Origin of the sequence: Acetobacter oeni (assembly GCF_011516825.1) — a bacterium.
In the GTDB taxonomy this organism is placed as follows: Bacteria; Pseudomonadota; Alphaproteobacteria; order Acetobacterales; family Acetobacteraceae; genus Acetobacter; species Acetobacter oeni.
The window spans coordinates 1-19,320 of the sequence record NZ_WOTA01000020.1; the positions used below are offsets into that span (position 1 = coordinate 1).

At 55.9% G+C, this 19,320-nt stretch carries 31 protein-coding genes; 18 read left to right on the top strand and 13 right to left on the bottom strand.

The genetic code is table 11. The features are described from left to right. Positions 1-146: 146 nt before the first annotated feature. Together GOB90_RS12760 and GOB90_RS12765 are read right to left on the bottom strand one after the other, a co-directional pair. On the bottom strand, positions 147-692 hold the full coding sequence (locus GOB90_RS12760) for a hypothetical protein (protein WP_146888342.1): 546 nt from the start codon (positions 690-692) through the stop codon (positions 147-149). 397 nt (positions 693-1,089) lie between these two features. Continuing rightward, complete coding sequence (locus tag GOB90_RS12765; protein WP_173572085.1) at positions 1,090-1,242, bottom strand: ribbon-helix-helix domain-containing protein; 153 nt, start codon at positions 1,240-1,242, stop codon at positions 1,090-1,092. A gap of 168 nt (positions 1,243-1,410) precedes the next feature. On the opposite strand from GOB90_RS12765, the gene GOB90_RS12770 reads away from it, so the two are divergent. Together GOB90_RS12770 and GOB90_RS12775 are read left to right on the top strand one after the other, a co-directional pair. Continuing rightward, positions 1,411-1,695: an Mce/MlaD family protein gene (locus GOB90_RS12770; protein WP_146888340.1), complete on the top strand. Its 285-nt coding sequence runs from the start codon at positions 1,411-1,413 to the stop codon at positions 1,693-1,695. Then, on the top strand, positions 1,692-2,390 hold the full coding sequence (locus tag GOB90_RS12775; RefSeq protein WP_146888337.1) for a BRO-N domain-containing protein: 699 nt from the start codon (positions 1,692-1,694) through the stop codon (positions 2,388-2,390). The genes GOB90_RS12770 and GOB90_RS12775 overlap by 4 nt, the downstream gene beginning before the upstream one ends. On the opposite strand, the gene GOB90_RS12780 is transcribed toward GOB90_RS12775, so the two are convergent. From GOB90_RS12780 to GOB90_RS12800, 5 genes are read right to left on the bottom strand one after another with little or no spacing between them, the layout of a single operon-like run. Continuing rightward, positions 2,347-2,850 carry a hypothetical protein gene (locus GOB90_RS12780; RefSeq protein ID WP_146888334.1) on the bottom strand — a complete coding sequence of 168 codons (504 nt, stop codon included), beginning with the start codon at positions 2,848-2,850 and terminating at the stop codon, positions 2,347-2,349. The two genes, GOB90_RS12775 and GOB90_RS12780, sit on opposite strands and share 44 nt — an antisense overlap. 48 nt (positions 2,851-2,898) lie before the next feature. After that, a complete protein-coding gene (locus GOB90_RS12785; RefSeq protein WP_146888331.1) occupies positions 2,899-4,119 on the bottom strand; it encodes a hypothetical protein in 1,221 nt (406 codons plus the stop codon). After that, on the bottom strand, positions 4,116-4,388 hold the full coding sequence (locus tag GOB90_RS12790) for a hypothetical protein (RefSeq protein ID WP_146888328.1): 273 nt from the start codon (positions 4,386-4,388) through the stop codon (positions 4,116-4,118). The genes GOB90_RS12785 and GOB90_RS12790 overlap by 4 nt, the downstream gene beginning before the upstream one ends. 15 nt (positions 4,389-4,403) lie before the next feature. Next, positions 4,404-4,679, bottom strand: a complete 276-nt coding sequence (locus GOB90_RS12795) for a hypothetical protein (protein WP_146888325.1) — start codon at positions 4,677-4,679, stop codon at positions 4,404-4,406. Beyond that, on the bottom strand, positions 4,664-4,903 hold the full coding sequence (locus tag GOB90_RS12800; protein WP_146888322.1) for a hypothetical protein: 240 nt from the start codon (positions 4,901-4,903) through the stop codon (positions 4,664-4,666). Before GOB90_RS12800 ends, GOB90_RS12795 begins: the two co-directional genes overlap by 16 nt. 128 nt (positions 4,904-5,031) lie before the next feature. Between GOB90_RS12800 and GOB90_RS12805 the strand changes: the two genes are divergently transcribed. From GOB90_RS12805 to GOB90_RS12815, 3 genes are all read left to right on the top strand, one after another. Next, positions 5,032-5,265, top strand: a complete 234-nt coding sequence (locus GOB90_RS12805) for a hypothetical protein (RefSeq protein ID WP_146888319.1) — start codon at positions 5,032-5,034, stop codon at positions 5,263-5,265. 310 nt (positions 5,266-5,575) lie between these two features. Beyond that, positions 5,576-5,968, top strand: coding sequence for a hypothetical protein (locus tag GOB90_RS12810; RefSeq protein WP_146888316.1), 393 nt, complete (start codon positions 5,576-5,578; stop codon positions 5,966-5,968). A 234-nt stretch (positions 5,969-6,202) separates the two neighbouring features. Continuing rightward, complete coding sequence (locus GOB90_RS12815) at positions 6,203-6,367, top strand: hypothetical protein (RefSeq protein WP_173572086.1); 165 nt, start codon at positions 6,203-6,205, stop codon at positions 6,365-6,367. Positions 6,368-6,481: 114 nt separating this feature from the next. Here GOB90_RS12815 and GOB90_RS12820 read toward each other — a convergent pair whose 3' ends face one another. Beyond that, positions 6,482-6,742 carry a hypothetical protein gene (locus GOB90_RS12820; RefSeq protein ID WP_146888313.1) on the bottom strand — a complete coding sequence of 87 codons (261 nt, stop codon included), beginning with the start codon at positions 6,740-6,742 and terminating at the stop codon, positions 6,482-6,484. Between the two features lie 242 nt (positions 6,743-6,984). Between GOB90_RS12820 and GOB90_RS12825 the strand changes: the two genes are divergently transcribed. From GOB90_RS12825 to GOB90_RS18985, 11 genes are all read left to right on the top strand, one after another. Next, entirely contained in the window at positions 6,985-7,587 is a 603-nt protein-coding gene (locus GOB90_RS12825) for a hypothetical protein (protein ID WP_146888310.1), read from the top strand. A gap of 207 nt (positions 7,588-7,794) precedes the next feature. Beyond that, positions 7,795-8,076, top strand: a complete 282-nt coding sequence (locus tag GOB90_RS12835; protein WP_146888307.1) for a hypothetical protein — start codon at positions 7,795-7,797, stop codon at positions 8,074-8,076. Further along, the gene (locus tag GOB90_RS12840; RefSeq protein WP_146888304.1) at positions 8,073-8,306 is read left to right on the top strand and encodes a hypothetical protein; all 234 of its coding nucleotides are present in this window, start codon (positions 8,073-8,075) and stop codon (positions 8,304-8,306) included. Before GOB90_RS12835 ends, GOB90_RS12840 begins: the two co-directional genes overlap by 4 nt. 19 nt (positions 8,307-8,325) lie before the next feature. Then, positions 8,326-8,547: a hypothetical protein gene (locus GOB90_RS12845; RefSeq protein WP_146888301.1), complete on the top strand. Its 222-nt coding sequence runs from the start codon at positions 8,326-8,328 to the stop codon at positions 8,545-8,547. A gap of 124 nt (positions 8,548-8,671) precedes the next feature. Beyond that, a complete protein-coding gene (locus GOB90_RS12850; protein WP_146888298.1) occupies positions 8,672-9,016 on the top strand; it encodes a hypothetical protein in 345 nt (114 codons plus the stop codon). Beyond that, a complete protein-coding gene (locus GOB90_RS12855) occupies positions 9,013-9,537 on the top strand; it encodes a hypothetical protein (RefSeq protein ID WP_146888295.1) in 525 nt (174 codons plus the stop codon). Before GOB90_RS12850 ends, GOB90_RS12855 begins: the two co-directional genes overlap by 4 nt. Continuing rightward, on the top strand, positions 9,534-9,668 hold the full coding sequence (locus GOB90_RS19560) for a hypothetical protein (RefSeq protein WP_260175977.1): 135 nt from the start codon (positions 9,534-9,536) through the stop codon (positions 9,666-9,668). Before GOB90_RS12855 ends, GOB90_RS19560 begins: the two co-directional genes overlap by 4 nt. Further along, a complete protein-coding gene (locus GOB90_RS12860; RefSeq protein WP_146888292.1) occupies positions 9,658-9,876 on the top strand; it encodes a hypothetical protein in 219 nt (72 codons plus the stop codon). Before GOB90_RS19560 ends, GOB90_RS12860 begins: the two co-directional genes overlap by 11 nt. Continuing rightward, entirely contained in the window at positions 9,873-10,274 is a 402-nt protein-coding gene (locus GOB90_RS12865) for a DUF551 domain-containing protein (protein ID WP_146888289.1), read from the top strand. Before GOB90_RS12860 ends, GOB90_RS12865 begins: the two co-directional genes overlap by 4 nt. Next, the gene (locus tag GOB90_RS12870) at positions 10,267-10,635 is read left to right on the top strand and encodes a DUF551 domain-containing protein (protein ID WP_206752479.1); all 369 of its coding nucleotides are present in this window, start codon (positions 10,267-10,269) and stop codon (positions 10,633-10,635) included. The genes GOB90_RS12865 and GOB90_RS12870 overlap by 8 nt, the downstream gene beginning before the upstream one ends. Further along, the gene (locus tag GOB90_RS18985; RefSeq protein WP_242012009.1) at positions 10,628-10,849 is read left to right on the top strand and encodes a MerR family transcriptional regulator; all 222 of its coding nucleotides are present in this window, start codon (positions 10,628-10,630) and stop codon (positions 10,847-10,849) included. Before GOB90_RS12870 ends, GOB90_RS18985 begins: the two co-directional genes overlap by 8 nt. Here GOB90_RS18985 and GOB90_RS12875 read toward each other — a convergent pair. After that, positions 10,833-11,840 (bottom strand): site-specific integrase, encoded by a 1,008-nt coding sequence (locus GOB90_RS12875; RefSeq protein WP_146888280.1) that lies wholly within the window; start codon positions 11,838-11,840, stop codon positions 10,833-10,835. The two genes, GOB90_RS18985 and GOB90_RS12875, sit on opposite strands and share 17 nt — an antisense overlap. A gap of 335 nt (positions 11,841-12,175) precedes the next feature. On the opposite strand from GOB90_RS12875, the gene GOB90_RS12880 reads away from it, so the two are divergent. Further along, positions 12,176-12,724 carry a phosphate-starvation-inducible PsiE family protein gene (locus GOB90_RS12880; protein WP_146888277.1) on the top strand — a complete coding sequence of 183 codons (549 nt, stop codon included), beginning with the start codon at positions 12,176-12,178 and terminating at the stop codon, positions 12,722-12,724. Between the two features lie 120 nt (positions 12,725-12,844). On the opposite strand, the gene GOB90_RS12885 is transcribed toward GOB90_RS12880, so the two are convergent. Together GOB90_RS12885 and GOB90_RS12890 are read right to left on the bottom strand one after the other, a co-directional pair. After that, positions 12,845-15,340, bottom strand: a complete 2,496-nt coding sequence (locus GOB90_RS12885) for a TonB-dependent receptor (protein ID WP_146888274.1) — start codon at positions 15,338-15,340, stop codon at positions 12,845-12,847. Positions 15,341-15,659: 319 nt separating this feature from the next. Beyond that, positions 15,660-16,925 (bottom strand): NAD(P)/FAD-dependent oxidoreductase, encoded by a 1,266-nt coding sequence (locus GOB90_RS12890; RefSeq protein ID WP_146888271.1) that lies wholly within the window; start codon positions 16,923-16,925, stop codon positions 15,660-15,662. Positions 16,926-17,067: 142 nt separating this feature from the next. On the opposite strand from GOB90_RS12890, the gene GOB90_RS12895 reads away from it, so the two are divergent. Further along, on the top strand, positions 17,068-17,274 hold the full coding sequence (locus tag GOB90_RS12895; RefSeq protein WP_146888268.1) for a hypothetical protein: 207 nt from the start codon (positions 17,068-17,070) through the stop codon (positions 17,272-17,274). Between the two features lie 376 nt (positions 17,275-17,650). Here the strand turns inward: GOB90_RS12895 and GOB90_RS12900 are convergent, their stop codons facing one another. Both GOB90_RS12900 and fabF read right to left on the bottom strand, forming a co-directional pair. Next, entirely contained in the window at positions 17,651-17,902 is a 252-nt protein-coding gene (locus tag GOB90_RS12900) for a DUF3297 family protein (protein WP_146888265.1), read from the bottom strand. A gap of 105 nt (positions 17,903-18,007) precedes the next feature. Beyond that, on the bottom strand, positions 18,008-19,294 hold the full coding sequence (fabF, locus tag GOB90_RS12905; RefSeq protein ID WP_146888262.1) for a beta-ketoacyl-ACP synthase II: 1,287 nt from the start codon (positions 19,292-19,294) through the stop codon (positions 18,008-18,010). Positions 19,295-19,320 lie beyond the last annotated feature (26 nt).

A 19,320-nucleotide genomic window follows, 5' to 3' on the forward strand; every position in this document is an offset into this window, starting at 1 on the left:
TCGGTGAGAGGTCACATGACATGGCTTTCCGGCATAAAAAAGCCCGCAGCAGTCAGGGACTGTGCGGGCGCAATTCTCGATAATGTATGTCTGGATGCCTGTCCCTGTACAGACTGGCAAGAAACCGGATCTGGTCTGCCCTTATATTAGCAGGCTGATGAGCGCCGACGGGATGGCCGGCTCGATATCAGCGTCTCACCAGAGTTAATAAAAATTTCCATGGTTTGTTCTATTGCTCGCCACGAGCCGCATATCACGAGAACAAACAGGGATACGATCAGCATCTCTGCAATACATACAAGAAACACCAATGGGCTGGCAGCTCCCCAGGACAAAAACATCAATCCCTTGAACACCCTCAGATCATCCGAATTTTCGTCCGCGCTAGAAATCTTATTTCCGCGTATCCCGGAAATATACTGAACTGCGAGTTTTGCGGCGGATGCAGGGATCGCAAGCACGAACAGAAACATGGGCCAACCAGAAAAGGCTGATGCGATACCACTCTCAACTACGCTCCTATCTTTTTCTGAGAGCGTTTCGCTGTCGAGCAATTTTTTCCCCAGCTGCGCAAATTTGAGACGTGCGGGCTGCGCTGCCTCTGCAACGCGACGCTTCACGAATGCATAACCGATTACTGCCGCACACACCTCCGCAAAGTAGAGGGGGACATAAAAAGCAGACCAGTTCATATACTCCTCCTCTCCACCTATCAGTTCCCTTCAGCCGCTTTCGAAAACGCTTTTTTTAATCCGTCAGGGACGGCGCGACCAAAAGTAAAAGCTAGAAAAGCACACCCAACCACTATGCAGAGAAAGCATGGGAGTATGGTGTAGCAAAAGGTGCCAGGTTGCTTTTCAGCGAAGTGAAAAAACTCCATCCCAACGTTCTCGTAACATGGTGCCTGTCCCAGCCCCGCAGTAGCCGCTGCGTGTGAATTTTCACCCGCCGGCTGACGACTACCTGTCATCCTTAACGTCTCTCGCTCAAACTTGTTGCCATCGGGTTAAGCACACAAAAGCTGTGCACGGCAACAGATGGAGAGCCATGAGATTATCACAAGACGCGCATCTCGCCGGGAGCGGCCACTCACTCGCTTTCTTTATTCCGCCCGGCATCAAGGCCCATCTGGATCAGGCGGCGGATCGCTTCGGGTCGACTAACATAAGGAGGACCGTTTTGAGCTATCCACGCATCGATCGTGGCCAGCTCCTCACTTGCGATGCGCACCATGATTGGCATCGTGTCAGCTCTTGGCCTACCTCTTGTTGATTTCTTGATATCTTCACTTGCAGTTCTCATGCTTTCTTGATATCAAGAAATCAGGCCGGAAGGAAGAGGCAACTTCCAACCGGCCCTAACCTCGAACAAGGGAAAGCCCCCATGCCCAAGGCTATCAACTGACCTACCATGACGCGCCGGGCCACTAAAGCGGAGAGGCCCGTACAGCCTCCGCAGCCGCCTCTTTCGCGACAGGAGCAGTCCGAGAAAGACCAGCTACTTGCCGACATGCAGCGGATATTGCGGCAACTCGATCAGGAACACCTGAACAACGCCGTCAGTCTGGCGATGGAAGCCGCGCGCGGCCAGGGGGAACTTGTCGAGCATTTTGCTGAACTCGGGCGCCGCTTCGGTTCGCACTCCGCAAAATCCAGTCAGCGAAAACTGCATGTCATTGAGGGAGGCCTGTCATGACCGGCCTCATCCCGTTTGCCTTCGAAGACGCGCCGGTGCGGGCGACGCTGCGCGACGGCGAGCCCTGGTTCGTTCTGGCCGATGTGTGTGTCGTGCTGGAGATCAGTAAGCATCGTGACGCTGCGTCTCGGATGGACGACGACGAAAGGGGGTCGGTAATAGTGGACACCCCTGGTGGTCCACAACAGACCACCATCATCAACGAGAGCGGTCTCTACACTCTGATTCTCACCAGTCGGAAACCCGAAGCGAAGCGTTTCCGGAAGTGGGTCACATCCGAGGTTCTGCCGTCAATCAGAAAGACTGGCGGCTATGCAGATCACTCAGAAGCGGGCTCGGTTCGTCGGCTGTCTCTCGTGCTCGTGACTCTGGATCTGAGTGGGCTAGACGCCGCGCTGCCGCTGTGGGCGGAACTGAAAACCGGCATGCCGATGCCGGACAGACGTGGACTGATTGCGCTGATCCGGTCCTATATGAGCCCGCAAGCAGGCGGACAGCACGAGGATGGACGCCCACTGACGTCCCGCCACAACGGCGCGCTTGACGGCCGGCCCCGGAAGGGAGAGACCGCCGAGATGGCGCGGACACGGCGGCTGCAGATGGTGGACAAGGTCGTCATCCCCTCTGACGACGGCCAGAGCGCTTCGGTGATCACCTATTCGACGGTGCAAAATCCGGAAGACGGGCGCGACTGACGCGGTCCGCCTCATAATAATGATCTGCCAGCACTTCCAGCACCAGTGCGATCTGCGCTGACGCCTGCCGGCATCCGGTCGGGGAGCCCGGAAACAACAGATCCCCGATCCGCGCGAACGGCAGTTCCTCGACCAGCATAAGGATGAGGCGTTGTTCGCCGGCACGGCCGATTGCGGCGCGCGCACCACGCAACGCCTCACCGGCACCGACGCGCGCCAGCTGGAAGCTCTCCTGATCGCCGGAAATACCGCACCGCAAAAGTGGATCCTGATCCCCGACGCCAAAATTGAAGAAGACATAATCGACACGCCATCTCTCGGCCGCAGCGGCCTGCGCCTCTGTAATACGGCTTCGCCGCAAAAGCGTCTGGACGGTGGTGATTACCCTTGAAACGCCGCCTGTTTCGTCGACATCGCTATGATATTTGCGCTCGGCCGTCGCCGATAGTCCAACCAGCAAAGCGCGATCCTTCAAATTGTGAGTGAAAAGACAGGAAGTTACACGTCCTCACGCCACGCGCCGGTCAGGCTCATATGCCGCGCGGTAGGCCTCACGCGTTATCTCGCATTCCGCCGGCAGTCCCAGTTCACGCGCCCGGTCAGGCCAGCGCTTTTTCATCGCTCCCCACCCGCCGCAATCGCGTGAAAGCTTCGCGCTCTCACAGGCCGCGAGATCGTAAGCCTCATCAGCCGCGCGGATGTGCTCAGGCAGTTCAGGACCGCCGGTCGCCGCCTCGCTGGCAGCCAGCAGTGCATCCTGATCCCGCATCCCGTCTTCAACGGCGCCCTTGAACGCGCCCATGTGCCCAGGCTTCTCACCACGGGACGCCATGTCTGAAGCCCGCTTCCTGATCAGCTCGCGAATGATGGCGGGGTCATACCCTTCGGACAGCCAGCGCCGGGACATCGAGACCACATAAGGCCCCTGAACCTCACCGAAACCGGTGATTGAGATAATCTCCCGCACCAGACTATTCAGGGTTTCAGGATCGACCGGAGTTTTCGCGGTTTCGGTTTCCGGAGTTTCCCTAGGGTTAGAGCAGGAATTATCAATATCTCTTTTCTCTTCTAGTTCTAGGGAAAACCCGGAAACCGGTTTTTCGTCCGAAACCCCCGAAACCAAAACCTGTTTTGAAAAACGGTTTAGGTTTCCGGTTTCCGAGGTTTCCCCGCCCGAAATAGAGCGCATCAGCGGGATCGACCTCTGCTGCGTGGCGTCGTGCAACTCACGCTCGCGACGGACACGGGCCATCTCTGCCGTCTCGCCTTTGCGCGGCCGACCGCCCAGGGCGCCGTTGCGCGGTGATGTCACCTGGTGAAGCGTTCCGGTCGGGTCGGCCTTGCCCCCCTCGACCATGCGGAGAAACTCACGCTCATGTGCCTCCCGGGCTGCCCGACGCTCGGCACGCTCCTGCCGTCGGATTTCGCGGGCCACGAGCTCCGGACTGTAAAGCGCCCCGTCGTCATCGCGCGCGGCAAACCCCCACTCGATCGCCTCGGGCAGAAGACGCTCAAGCTCGCTTTCATCCTCGGAGATCATTCGGGCAATCTCCTTCGTGCACAGGATCCGGCTTCCGCTGCGGAAAGTCGTTTCCCGTGCTTCCTTCAGAGTCTCGACGAGGCTGAACACGACACCGCGCACGGCGGCCGGGGCCACGCGCAGAAACCTGCGACCGGGCACGGACGAGACGTCAAAATTTTCCGGGATATAAAGCTTCTTCGTCGTCACCGCGCAGCGCCTCCCTGTACGGACCCTGTTTCTGCGGCAACAAAATATTCCACCCGGCGAAGGCCGACTGCCCGCAGCATGGAGTCCGGAACAGGCCGGCGACTACAGAGCACATCCGACACATCCTGCTCCCTCAGCCCGTGCGCCAGCGCGAATTTACGCTGTGTGCCGTATTTCCCGATCGCATCGCGAAGAATCCGAAATGCATCGACGCGATCCAGTCGGGGATGTTCAACCACCCCCGGGATCTTCGAAACGGTGTGCGTCATGACTGGCCGCCTTCTTTATCTGTCCTGGCTTCCGTCAGGTCGCTGACTTTTCGTCCGCTCGGGGGGGGGGCTACAGAGATTGTGAGTCCGGCAAAGCACGCGAAGGCGCTCCAGCTCACGGGATGCAGCAAAAAGGGCATCACGATCCTCTTCGACGCAGTCAGTCACTCCGGTCAGGCCGCCAGGCATGAGAAACACCCTGATCACCCCGAGACTGACAGACGGGACTTCACCAGGATCGGCACGCAAACCAAACCAGGCACCAACATCAATGCCTACTCCCCAGAGCACTGCTGATTCTCCTCAATGAACTGATTGATTTTTTCGCGAAGTGGTTTGCACTCGACCATCAGCCTCAGTAGTTCCTCGCCACGAGGCGTGCTTGTGCCACGCAGCCAGTTTCGGACCGTGTGCGGGCTCTTGAGAAGCCTGCGCGCGAGTTCCTTCGCGGCATTTCGCTTCCCGCCGTATTCATGGCGCAGCGCATCCGTAATGACGTCCTGGTAAATCGACACATTCAGTGGCCTCCTAAACGGAAAGAACTGACCTCTTTTCGACCAGAAATGGTCGCTTTCAGTGCGCGACTTTTCCATTCATCCCCTCCATCATTTCGGACGTGAGCAGCGCCGGAATATGGGGAAGGATGAGGAAAACGCCTGGTGGACGGGAGATTGTGATCTGCACGCGTTTCGGCATTGAGGTATTGCCAGACCAGGCAAACTACGGACTTGCGGACGACGGTCATGGCCGTGCTTCCCGTAGCTTCAGTGTCAGAACACTCCACGCGGCACATACGGCGATGGCTGCGGCGCACCAGGTGGCGAGGCAACCCACTGCAATCATGGAAACCCGTCTCATCTCACGGTCTTCTTCGTGACAGACGAAGCATCACGGCACTACATCTGCGGTTGGCCAGTCATGATTATCAGGCCAATTCTGACTAAACCACTTCACTGCCTTCGTGTAATTTCTGGTGGCAATGTCGCCACCCGATCGCACGCGAGCGATAGTGCGACTGTTTTTGAAGATGAGTCCGGAAACGGTAGCCTCCGAGACGCAACGCGCCGCGCAGTAGCAATCAGTCAGTCGCAGGAGATGTTTAGTAAGTTCCATGGTGTAATTATGCGGTATATTTACCGCATATGTCAAGCCGACACGCGGTTATCTTACCTCGTGTCAGAGTCACCATGACACGGCATTATTACCGCATGGAGATCGACGAATTCATAAAGCGATACGATGCTGCCCTGGTGGCTGCGGGGCTTAGTAATCGCAAGGCCACAGAAATGGCCGGTGTCAAAGAAGATACGACGCGTAATCCCAGACGAAAGGGCACGTCACCCGACGTCCTCTCGGTCATACAGCTGGCACACGTTCTCGGAGTGCCTCCTTTCCACTTTCTTGAGCCTCTGGGAATTACACCGGACATCCTCAGTTCTGCTGAGGTTGAGGAGAATTCTCTTCATAATGATGAGGAGCTCACTCTCCTCAGAATCTGGCGCAAGCTGGACGAGCCGAAGCGCCGGTCGTGGCTGCTTCTCCTTGATCAATCCGCGTCGGATAGTTCCGATGCTGCATAGCTCCTCCATACCTTCCCCCGTCTCTCTATTTGGACACCGTAACCCAAATGGGAACGAAACAGGAACGTATAATATACGTATGGGGGTTATGCGGGGGGTTTGGCTTGCGGAGATGTGGAGCCGGTCATGGATCATGACATGCCCACGGTGCTGTGACGCCGAAATAAAGGGGCGCCACTTCTCAGATCTGCCTGCGCTCCATGCGCTTAGACACCGAGACGGGAGAGGGTTCCTATGTCGCCAACAAACCGCAAAAAGCTGATCCGGATCCTGGTGTTTGGCATCATAATGGTAGCCATCGGAGTGCTGGTGTTTCTCGCTGCAGGACGGCGCGGTGGGCTGGATGGACACCGCCCGAACGACCAGTCAATTTCAGGGCAGGCGCCTCGCCGGTTCTGACGCCCATCGGTCAGTACGAACTAGATATTATCTCTCCGATTCACCCCCTAAAACCACCCAAAAGTGCCATAATACCGGCCTTCTGATTCACCAGGCTCCGAGGCAGCTTTCTCCCTACTCTCCCTCAGCGTCCGGCACATCTCCCGCAGCGCCCAGATACTCAGGCTCGCCGTAATCGCCGGTCTCAACGTCAACCGACATCCTCACGACCTGGGCTCCGTCCACGCTGAGTTGCCCCAGCCGAACCTTTTCCAGCCTTCGAAGTCCGTCTTCCTCATTGCGACAGACAATCGGTGATCCCGGATCAAGCTTCGGGCGGCGTCCGCCTTTCTTCCACGTGTAAGACTGGAAGATGATTCGTTCCTCGGTAGCCATGTAGAGCCTCAGATGATGGGATAGACACTGTAGCACGACGGACGTCCGTCTATCTCGGCGTGGATTTTTTTTGTTCGGTATGCGGTATTTATACCGTTGACAATAGCGGTATTTATACCGCACATTCCCTTCATTGCCACCTGCGATGGAGATTTCCTTGCCCCCATATTCATCCCGGTCCCGCCCCGTTGCATGCGTGCCTTATGCCATCGAAGATAACTCACCCAGTTCCGGAGAATATCGTGAGCATCGCCAGCACCAATCCCGCCGACCCTCCCAAAAAATTACTGGAGATCGGAATTCTTACGGACGAGGATCGCGACGATCCGCACTGGGGGGCTGCGGGTGCAGACTATCGTCTCTGGCGTACGAAAGAGGCGATATCGCAGGCAGAAAAGATGCTCACATCGGAAGCATCCGCACTTTCAGCGCACGAGGCTCGAGCAACATCTCTTATTGGATGGTTGAGTGCCGAAATGCTTGCAACTGCAGCGGCGGTAGCAGCGCATCCGTGTCAGACACGATTGTTCTGTGCTTTAGGGGTTATTCTTCCTGGCCTGATCTGCGGGTGGAACCTGTCACGCGTGTTCTTCGAGAAGAAGTGGAGCGTTGCGGGTATCCATCCATCGTGGCTGCTGCGGGATTATCCGGAAGCGTGCGAGTTGACTATGCTGGAGGAGATTGCAAAGCACTATGTGCAAGAGATCGATCGCAACGAGAAAATACTCGCTGCGACCTTTCGATTCCTCCGTATGGGGTGGCTTTCCTTTTTAGCAATCCCACTTGTAGCAATAGTCTGGCTCGCGCTTATAGGTCTTCTGACAATCAGCTTCGCGCCGGTTTAACCGGGATTTTCTGCGGAACTGCAATCGGCTTCGGAGCGACCGGGCGTGCGGGTGGAGGGCTTGATCCTCTGTCGTGCCTGGTTGGCGGCGGGGGTGGCGGTGCTGGTTTTTCCCCCACAGGGTTCCTCATCGGGTCGTTGAACAACTCGATGATGGAAGCGGCGGGGGCGTCTGACAACAGCCGCTCCCGCCAGCGGGAGACGGCGCATGCCTGACGTTCTCCCAATCCATGACGGAATCCGTCACGCTCAGAGCCCGTTCACCATACCGGCCTCTCCGGAACGCGCCGCCACGCAGAAGGTACTCTCGGCCAGCCTGCGGCGTGTGGAGGCGCTGAGCTCTCTCATCGCCAAAGCCGGAACAATCCTGACGGAAGGCCGCTGCGACGAAACGGCCGAGATTGATCTGTCGCTCGCTGTCGGTGCCGTCACAAGGGCTATGCGCTGCGAGGCCGGCACGATGCCTCCTTGCGGCAGGAAGGCCGGATGATGCGGATCGGTCACGTGCACGAGGAAGACCGGCTTTTCCAGTTCTCTTCCGTCTTCGCGACGCAGGCTGACCGTTTCGACGAGGCTGCGGTTGCGAGCGAAGCGTCCCTGAATCTCGATGTCGCTGAAAGTCTGCGACGTCTGTCGAAAACATGCCGGAGTGAAAGCGAGGCCTACAGCCGTCGTCTCCGCCAGCTTACCGAAAGAACGGTCCATGAAAATTCAAAGTGAAATGCCCGGAGTTTTCGCTGTGAACCGGGTTGAGAAGCGCGATCGAAACGTAGCGGTGCATACGCCCGATCACTGGGCCTTCAATGGCGGAATCATAGGACGCGAGATCTCTGTTCTTATTCAGGGCGGCGTCATTGCTCTGCACAAGATCAGATTTGCAAACGGAGTGGAGCTTGAAGCGAGGCCGTCATGGGTTCACGCCTGCGAGTGTCAGGATCATGCATTAGTAGAAAGTCCATGAGTGACCGCAAGTCCGGATACTTGTCGCTATTGGACAGACTGGAAAATTACCCGATTTTTTCAATGTCTCTTCTTTTTGTTTTTGTCTGGATCACTCTCCTTGTCCTGATTTTGGAGGACCTTTTATGATCGGCAGGTCTGCACCAAAAACCTATACTGCTCATGCCCGCGACAGGATCGCGGAGAGGTACGATATCGAGCTTAGTCGATATGAAATGGAAATTCTGGCCCGCAGTATAAAAACCGGCGATGCCACCTATATTTTCGCGCACGATGACCGAGGAACCGAGGTGTGGGAAGTAACTCACGCGGCAAGCGAAACGCAGATTCAGGTTGTTTTCGACCCAAGAGATGAAATGATTGTCACGGCACTGTATCCGGGTTCGTGGATTTACAGGCGCGGTTACTGGATGAATTCCGCTTATTCTGTTGGATTGCGAGAGCAATCATCCGCGAGCGCATTGCGATGAGCGATGCTCGGCAAATCAGCTTTCTGGACTGCGATTCATCTTCCAGTGCTCGTGGAATATTACCATATTGCGGATCAGACCCCGTCGCAGATGTCGTTCGTCACGCTCTTCCCTGCCGAGGTCACCAGTGGAATAGCCTGGCCTCATGTGTATTGCCCGCAAAGGTCACAATCATCGTCGATACACACTGGACCGGCGTTGCTCTCGAAACCCTTCGTGTGGAAGGGACAGAATATTTTCTTTTTAAAAATGGTAGTATTCAGGAGCGCAGAAGTTATTCGGACACTCCGGAACGCCGGGTCATCATGGATCCGGAGCATGCGGTCAGACTGCATAGAAAAATACGGCTTCGTGTGTGGTCTGTGACGCGCTTGTGTTTGAATTTTCGTTTTAACTTCGATGATGTTTCGAACGATTACGACAGAAAAATCATTAGTCTAATCGAAGGTATTCAGAGTTCTGCCGGTGCAACATGCACTGCGAAGTTAAAATTGAAAAAGTCGGAGTTTCAGGCGGCGTGAGCATAGAGATCACCGCCTTCCTCGCCTTCGGCATCACGTTCGTGTTCAGTTTCGGGATCGCGATGCTGAACGAATGGCACAGTCGAAATCCGATAACAGAAGATGAGATGGAGTTTTTGAATGCGTGGTAAAACAGAACGATATCTTGTGGCACTGCCGCTGACCGATGAGCAGATGCAACAATTTTACAATTATTCGGCGGGAGAGATCAGCGCAGCAAATTTGATCCGAGTTGTCGGGGCAGCCTGCTCGATGACCGCTCATGGCGGAAGACAGTATGACCTGGAGAAGGTCGCTCCCCGACCGATCTGTGAATCAAACTACGGATTATGTGAATGACTGAGCGTAAACCAACCCCTGAAATGATCGAGGTTGCCGCGCTGGCTATGTGGAACGAGTCCTGCGTTCTCGGCGACCCGATTGCAGCACACGACCTCAGTGAGGTTCAGATTTACGAGACACAGGCTGAGAATAACGAGGCGACCCTCAATGTCTGCCGGGCGCTGGCATCAGCCGCACTGAAATCTGTGTTCGGAGAGGTGCTGACCCCATGGCGCCCGATCAGCGAAGCACCGAAAGACGGAACGGAAGTAATGTTGTACGCTCCAAATATAATTTGCGGTGGGATGTCATCAGACCGGTGGAACGCCAAACTTAATCAGTGGGATGTTGCATCGGATGGACAGCCAACCCACTGGATGCCACTGCCAGCGGCGCCGGAGGTGAATGATGAGTGAGACAACATCTGAAATGATAGAGGCGGCGGCCAGAGTCCTCTGTGAAAATCAGGGATTCGCCCCGGACGGAGACGATTCAGAATGTCAGTCTGAAATGGGGGTGAACTGGAGAGCATTTGAATTTGACGCAAAGCAAGCGATCGGAGCTGCTAATTCCGTTAGCCCTTCACCGTGGCAGAAGATTGAAGCAGTGCCATCCGGGGATGAAATATTTCTCGCCGCTACTATTGATGGGCGAGTGATGGTTGTCCGGGGGAATATTCTTCAGAATATGATGCGCAAAGATACACCAGCACATCTCCAATTTCCGGCAACACACTGGATGCCACTGCCAGCAGCACCGAAGGTCAATGATGAGTGACACGCTCTGGACTGCCCGCGAACTGGCTGAATATCTCCGATACCAGGAGAGCACTATCCGTCGACTGGCCAGCCAGCATCCGGATCGTTTGCCGCCGCGTGTCGCCGGTGTCGGTCGCCCGCGCTGGAACCCTGAGACTGTTCGTCGATGGGCATCGATGCCAGCGCCCGACAGACCCCGCCGGGGACGACCTCGCCTCACCCCAACTTTTTAGCCAGGTCGCTGGGGTCTGGCCGGTAATAGTCCTTCAGCACGTTGAGGGAACGATGCCCGGTCACAGCAGCCAGTTCCAGCACGTTCGACAATTTCTTGCTAAACACAGTCGTCGCCTCACGCCTTGAATCATGGAAATGCAGATCCGGAAGTCCGGCAATATCCCGGGCACGTCGGAAAAACTGGTCCAGCGTGCCAGACGCCACATGAATTACGGGATCTTCGTCCGCTCTCACGCCGATGATCCGAAGAAGAGCGATGGCGTCCGACGACAGGGGGACATAGCGCTCGTCCCCGTTCTTCGTCTTCTGAAGGTACGCGAACTGCTTCTCCAGATTGATGTTTGACCAGCGGAGCGAAAGAATCTCCCCCTTCCGCATCGCCGTTTCAAGCGCGAGATAGAACGCTGCGGCGACCCACTGCATCTTCGTCACTGGCGTCGATTTGCGATCCCACCCCAAGGCATCCGCAATGGCTGCGCGCTCAATAACTGAGACGCGGCGCTTTCTGGCGCGCGGGTTCTTTGGTCTCTGGATCAGATGAACCGGGTTTGCAGCAAATGGGGCGCACCATTCCTTAATGGCGTGATTGATAACCGCTGAGATAAAATTCAGGTCTCGATTGACGGTCGATGCGGAGACCGTGCGAAGTCGACCATCGCGCCAGGAGGCCAGATCCGACGGCCCGAAGGATGGCGGCGGGACATTGAAGACAGGCATCCGACATAAAGCCTTCGCCCGGATTTCTTCCCATCGGACGCCGTCCTTTGCCGGCGATACCTCCCGGCTGTAACGCGCAATGATGTCGGCCACAGTCTGGCGTCCGCTGATCGGCGAAATCTGAGCGGGCTTTTGCCCCGCGAGAATCGCAGCCTCAGCGCGGACTGCCCACTCCTCCGCCTCCGATCTTGTATCAAATGTCGCGTTGACCCTCTGCCCCTTGCGGACCACCATGGCTCTCCATGACCGGCCGCGCTTCACAATTGATGCCATCAGACCCTCCGCCACGGGCCTTACGCCATGGTGTAAATCTGGTGTAGACAGGGGTAATAACAACTCATCCGAACGGACGATAAGTAATGTTAAGTCACTGATAAGGCTAAGAATTGGCTGCCACTAAGGGGTTGATTTTTCCGAGTGTCGGCACCATTTGTCCATGCATCAGAACCTTATAAACAATGCACACATGGCTGCCTGCTTTGTCTGCTTACCACTCTTTCTTTGTGGTATTTCTGAGTTTTTGATTAATCTGTAAAAAGTGGAAATCCAGAGTTTCTACTGTGCCTTATGATCTGACCGGATGACGCTGTGAGGGAAAAACCAGCAGGATGATACCTCAGGACGATCACTCCTCTTCAAAAGACCCGTTCTCCCGTGAGGCTCACCGCCTGGGGCGCAGCTTTCGGGAAATGAACCTCTATGAGGGGTTCGAACTGCTGATCATGCTGATTCTGACGGCGCTGATTATGGTTATCACTGCCATCGCGACTTGGAATCTGATGAAAGAGGTCTGGCAGCTTGTCCGCTCATCTCAGATCGATCCGGCCAACGGACAGACCTTTCAGGAAGTCTTTGGAAATATTTTTACCGTCATCATTGCACTGGAGTTTAAAAGCTCTCTCAGGATCAGTCTGTCGCATAGTAAGGACGTGGTCCGCGTCAGGACCATTGTGCTGATTGCGCTGCTGGCGGTCTCCAGAAAATTCATCATTCTGGATCTGCACGAGGTTGTGCCGGCTGAAATGTTCGCATTCTCAGCCGCGGTTCTTGCTCTGGGCGTTGTCTACTGGCTTATCCGCGAACAGGACATCCGGGTCGCGAGCCGGACTGATCCGCCGGTTAGTACCAGACCGGCTCCGCCGCCTGACCCCCAATAACAGCTGATTGCCGGCAGCCGACAACTGCTGTCACAAGCGTTCTATAACAGAACAGACAGAACCTTCCGGCTCTGTCTGTGAAAATCGTTTTTCTTCCCGGCAATATTCAGATGAGAAAACTCAGAACGTCGTCGAAACTGTTACAATCGCCGTGAACGGTGGCTGGAGGTAATAGGACGGCGCGGTCCCGGCGATCGTGCTGCCATATACGCCTTTTACTGACCCGGCATTTGATGTCGTGCTGTAAATGCCGTTGCGGAATTTGGCGTTGGTCAGGTTCGACATATTCAGCTGAATCTGCGGCGCTTTGAGAAAGCCAAAGCGCGGAAAGCGATATCCCATATTGACAGAATCGGTGATATATTGAGGAATTTTACTGTCATTCATGAATGTTGCATATTGCTGGCCAATATACTTCAGATCGGCGGCAATGAACCAGCGCCCGGTATCGTAATCCAGCCCCAGACCCGCCATGACTTTTGGCGCCCGAATGGCTTCCTTACCTTTGGTCGGCAGGTAATCGTTGATCGTCTGACCGTTCAGGGTGCCCGTCGCGGCGATATTATTGTCGATGGTGGTGTGCAGATATTCAAATGTTGCGTACGGACGCAGACCACCAAGCAGAGGTCTTGCGGAAGCTACCTGAACGTCCACACCACGTGATGTCTGACCACCGGCATTAATGGTTGTACTATACGATGCACCGCCTGACCCGTCGTAGTAGTTTTGTGAAATCTGCCGATTAGTGAAGTTATAGTTAAATAAGGACACACTAGCGCTCACCCAGTCACCGGTATAGCGATATCCCAGCTCCTCCGAGATGGAGTATTCCGGTTTCGTGTTACCTCCCTTCTGCGTCTGTACGCCAGCCGTGCTGTAGTAGTCCACCAGAGACGTATTACTCGGCATGCGAAAATTGGTGGCCGCGCTGAAATAGACCTGATGATGCCGGTTGAATGTCCAGCTTGCACCGAGCTGCGGCAGAGGTTCGGCCGTATGCAGGTTACGGTTATACTCCGTTCCCGGGGTGTAATCGTAAGTCCGGCGCGTCACCATCGCTTCTTTGAAGCCTGCGTCAATCCGCAACCGGTCATTGAAATACTTCATCGTATCACCGATGAAGATCATATTTACCTGTGTAAGTGTCAGGAAGTTACGCGCACGATAAAGCTGACCGTCCGACGTTGTCAGAACGTCCTTCGTGCCCCAGATATTGAGAGGCTGTCCCGTCGTCTGGTTGACGTAGCCAAGCGGCGAATACTGATCGAGATTCGAATATTCATACCACCAGCCGAGTTCAATATGATGATGTTTATTGGGATCAAAGTTAAGCTTGATGGTATTACCGGGACGAAACTGCACCTGATTTGACGGAGCCAGCACTATAGCAGACGTGCCGGACGTCACTTTTCCATCCCCGTTTACATCAACGGCAACTTTCTCATTGCCCATATAGGTGCTGCCCTCGGTGAGGGTGGAGGCTCCTGTTCCGTTGCCGGCGCCATACCAGAAATAAATCGTATCATCGAGCGAAAGCTTCGGCGTGAGGACGATATGCGACGGCAGCACGGCCACGACATTCTGGAACGGATTTACGTGCAGCTTATAATAATTGGTATTCGCGCTGGTCGCCTTGCCTGCCGTCTGCGTAATCCAGTCAGCGGCGTAATTGGTGCTGTAACCTGTTGCCCGGTACTGTGTAAGAGTCGGGTTCAGCATCGAATCATTGATCTGATGGTTATAGGAGACGGTCAGCCCGGTGTGACTTCCGTTGTCGAAATCCTTCACCATCTTGAAATCATAGTGAAATTTCTCGAATCCGCCTGGTCCACGCCAGGTGTTGCCATCTGTATGGCTGAACGAGAACATGGCACGCAGACCGGAATTTCCAATATCACCTGAATTCAGACGAAGAAATTCACGATGCGTGTCGAACGACCCGAAAGAAATATCGATCAGACCACCAGCCTTGTGGGTCGGGTCACTCATCGTCGCGGATGTCAGGCCACCCGAGGCATTGGCTGTCGGACTGTCAAGATTCACAGAGCCTGGCTGGAGAGAAACAGATTCAAGATCCTCTGCCTCCAGCACTTCGTTGGCATAGAACTGTCCGCCGCCAATGTCGTTAAGAGGCATGCCATCAAGGAGCCAGCCGATCTGTGTCTGATCCATCCCGCGCACTGTCATCTGTCCGGAATAAATCCCATAAGGGTCCTGATTTGACACATTCGCGCTAGGCATCATGGCCATCAGCTGCTGAATATTCGTGGTCGGCGACTGTTTTGCTATAAATTCGTGGCTGACGGTCTGAACCGCTTTTGTCGCGGTTTCGCGGCGCAGCAAGCCACCACCGGGTGTACGGGTGCGGGAACTGCGCCCCGTGACGGCCACTGTTTCCTCACCTTTCGCTTCCATCTGCGTCGGAGGGCGGTGGGTCGGGGCGGATGCCTTGGGCTTTGCCTTCCCGGATACTGCGGCGGGAACACCGGAATTCGATGCAACTGCGGCATCATGGCGCGCCGGCGTATGATAAGGCGAAGCTGCATGAGCAACGTCTATGCAGCCAGCGAGCGCGGTGGATGTAAAAAGAATACCGAAACGGGTGCGACTGAGCATGATACGGACAATTGCCTGAGCGAAATGACAAGATGACCCTCTCTAATCGCAGGCTTTTGAACAATTCAACAAAAATCTGACCGGCTGCGCAACATTCCGGGAGCATGTAGTTTTTGCATCACAGATATGTCCAGCTTTTCGGGCAAGGCACATTTTACTCAATCATCACGATATCTCTGTAAGCGACCGCTAACCTGCGTCTTTGCTTCAGAAGCCAGACGCTCATTATTCTTTCAGATATGAAGGCGGAGAAGACAAACTTCTGTCCTCTCCGAAAAAATAAACGCAACAGCTACACATCATCCTGAAAAATACTTCTTCAGCCCGCGTCTTTGATCCACTCAGGGTGATGTGGCACAGCAACATCCCGCCCCTTCAGCATCAGATCCCAGTAAACGCGCGGGAAGACTTTTGTCTTGAGCAGCCAGGCAAAACTGCTGGGTTTGCGCTGGTCATACGGAAAACTCGGAGCGGGTTTGCCGCCATAAAGAAATTCAGCCAGCACTACCTTTCCGTAAGCGACGGTCAGCGGACAGGCGCCATAGCCGTCATAATGGCCCGTAACTGGCGTTCCCTCGAGAGATGCCAGAACATTGGCGACAACCACCGGCGTCTGAGCACGCGCTGCTGCCGCCGTTTTGGCGTTACTCGTCCCGATCACATCGCCCGCGCCAAACACGGTATCGTATTTCACATGACGGAGTGAGGAAGGATCGACATCGACCCATCCCGCCGCATTCGCGAGCGGGCTGGATTTAATGAAATCCGGCGCGCTCTGCGGCGGGGTCACATGCAGCATATCAAAGCTGCGGGTCTCGCGCGAAGTCGAACCGTCGGGTGCCGTAACATCAAAAGTCGCGGTTTTGGTTTTCCCGTCCACAGCGACGAGGTTGTGCTTATAAAACAGGTTTATTCCATAATAATCGACCGTGAACTGCAAAGAAGGCCGGTAATAACCTACGCCGAACAGAGCATCACCGGCGAGCAGAAACTCAACGTCGGTACGGTTGAGCGAACCTTCCTTACGCCAGAAATCCGAGGCCAGATAAGCAATTTTCTGCGGCGCTCCGGCGCATTTGATCGGCATGGGCGGCTGGGTAAACAGCGCCTTGCCACCATTCAGCGTCTGGATGCAGGTCCATGTATATTCGACATGCTGCATCGAATAGTTGCTGCACACGCCATTTTTTCCGAGCGTTTCCGTGAGCCCCTCAATCTTGTCCCAGTCGAGTTGCAGACCCGGGCAGACGACAAGCCGGCGATATCCGATCCGTTTGCCGTCCTCCAGCGTGACAATATTCTCTTCCGGCTGAAACGAGGCTGCCGCGGCACGAAACCAGGTGACACCCTCCGGAATCAGTCCGCCTTCCTGCCGTAATGTCTGTTTCAGAGACATGACGCCCGCCCCTACAAGCGTCCAGCCCGGCTGATAAGCATGGGTTGTGGCAGGGTCAATGATCGCAACGGAGAGCGCCGGACGTTCCCGCCGCAGTTTCGCGGCGATGGAAATGCCGGCGGCCCCCCCGCCAACGACAACGACGGTGAACTGCTGATCGGGCCGGGCCACGATTGCGGGTTCGGTCATGGGAGAAACTCCTTATCTCATGCTGTACAGATGCGACGCAGGGTGCGCCGATCCGGGGTCGGGGGCAACACGCGTGCCCGAATGACACGCTCAGACAGAGAGAAAAGGCGCCCGAGCCGTATCGGTTTCTGCGGAGATTTTCATGGAAACGATGGATACGGGAGGGTGGGGTCTTATCTGCGCGCGCGATCAGTGGGTAAGAGAAATGCGCCACAGGCTGGACATGCGCGACAGAACCCGCACGAGTCCGGGCGTTGAGTCCGCCATGAAGCGAAAAAAGATAGCGAAAGGCGTCCGCCGGACGGTCATGACCGTGTTGTTTCCGGTTACGAAAACGGTTTTTCCATGAGCACGCCAGTGTCAGGCAACATGACCCGGAAATGAGAATCTCTGGTTCTGCCCCTGCTAAGCATTGCCGCTTTTCTCAGGACTTTGCCCAGACACCCACAAAGACCGCCTGTCTCCGGAAACCGGTGTTGTTTATCAACAGATGGGGGGCTGAGGATGTGGGTCCCTGCCGGGTTTTGGGCAGAGTCTGCTTGTCCGGGAATATCTTCGGGCCGGTCCCATATCTGATTTATGACCTTACGGAAGCCCGGGAGAAACGGCTGTTCTCACAGCGACAGGCAACACAGAGCGGGCTTTCACGCATCCGCAGACCGGCAAACAACCCGCTAAAACCGGCTGAATACCGTGAGCAGTCCCCGGCAGGCCAGAGACCCGACTTATTTTGCGTCTTTAAACCAGACCTCGACCGGTCCCTTGATCTTCATCGCCATCGGCTTGCCACGACGGTCCAGCGTCTTGCCCACGGCAACGCGAACCCAGCCTTCGCTGATGCAGTATTCCTCAACATTGGTCTTTTCCTGACCTTTGAAACGGACACCGATGCCGCGATCCAGCAGCGTCTCGTTGTAGAACGAGCTGTCCGGATCGACGGAAAGCCGGTCGGGAGGAGTATTCGTGGTTTCACTCATGATGAGAAGCCTGTCCCTCTTTGCGGACTGATCGACCGGCACCGGAATGACCGTCAATCATATATCCCGGCGGATGAGCCGCTCACACGGCCCGTCCGGCCTGTGTCAGACGCCGCGAACGACGATGCTGGCGTTTGTGCCGCCAAAGCCGAAGCTGTTCGACAGCGCAACTTTGACATTCCGTTCCTGCGCATGGTGAGCGACACGGTCGATGGCGCTCTCACGTGACGGATTGTCGAGATTGAGCGTCGGCGGCACGACATTGTCGCGAATCGCGAGCATTGAGAACATGGCTTCAACCGCGCCGGCCGCACCGAGCAGATGCCCGATCGCCGATTTGGTGGAAGACATCGCAAGTTTGCCGGCATCGTCGCCGAACAGACGCTCGACCGCCACAAGCTCAAGGTCATCGGCCATGGTCGATGTCCCGTGAGCATTGACATAACCGACGTCACCCGGTGTCACGCCCGCGCTTTTCAACGCGGAATTCATGGCGCGATAAGCGCCCTCATGTCCTTCGGCAGGAGCGGTGATGTGATGAGCATCCCCTGACATCCCGTAGCCGACGATTTCACCGTAAATTTTAGCGCCACGTGCTTTCGCGTGCTCATATTCCTCAAGCACGACAATGCCCGCGCCTTCTCCCATGACGAAGCCGTCACGGTCACGATCCCACGGACGGGAAGCCCTTTGCGGCGTCTCATTGAAAGACGTGGAAAGCGCGCGGGCCGAGCAGAAGCCGGCGATACCAAGTTTGCAGACCGTGGCTTCCGCGCCGCCGGCTACCATGACATCGGCATCGCCGAGCATGATCAGACGCGCCGCGTCACCGATGGCATGCACACCTGTGGCGCAGGCCGTCACCGCGGAATGATTAGGGCCTTTGAAGCCGTATCTGATCGAGACATTACCCGAAACCAGGTTGGTCAGAGCCGACGGGATAAAGAAGGGCGACAGGCGCCGTGCTTTTCCTTCGTAGACCGTGATCGATGCCTCGTAGATGGTCTGAAGGCCGCCGATCCCGGAACCGATCATCACGCCGGTGGCGCAGCGATCCTCTTCCGATTCGGGCTTCCACCCGGAATCCTCGACCGCCTCGGCGGCAGCGATCATACCAAGATGGATAAAGCGATCCATCTTCTTCTGGTCTTTGACCGGTATCCAGTCAGAGACGGTCAGCTTCCCTTCAGCCGTAGGGCCTTCGGGCACTTCACCGGCAACATGCGCTGCAAGCTCGCTCGGATCGAAGGCGTGAATGCGGTCAATACCACTTTCGCCAGCGATGAGACGCTTCCAGACATGCTCAGTACCGAGCCCGAGCGGGGTCACCATCCCCATGCCGGTGACGACAACACGTCTCCGGCCCAAATCCGATCCAGCCGACTGCAGCAAGCTAGCCCGCTCCCTGTTCACGCGTT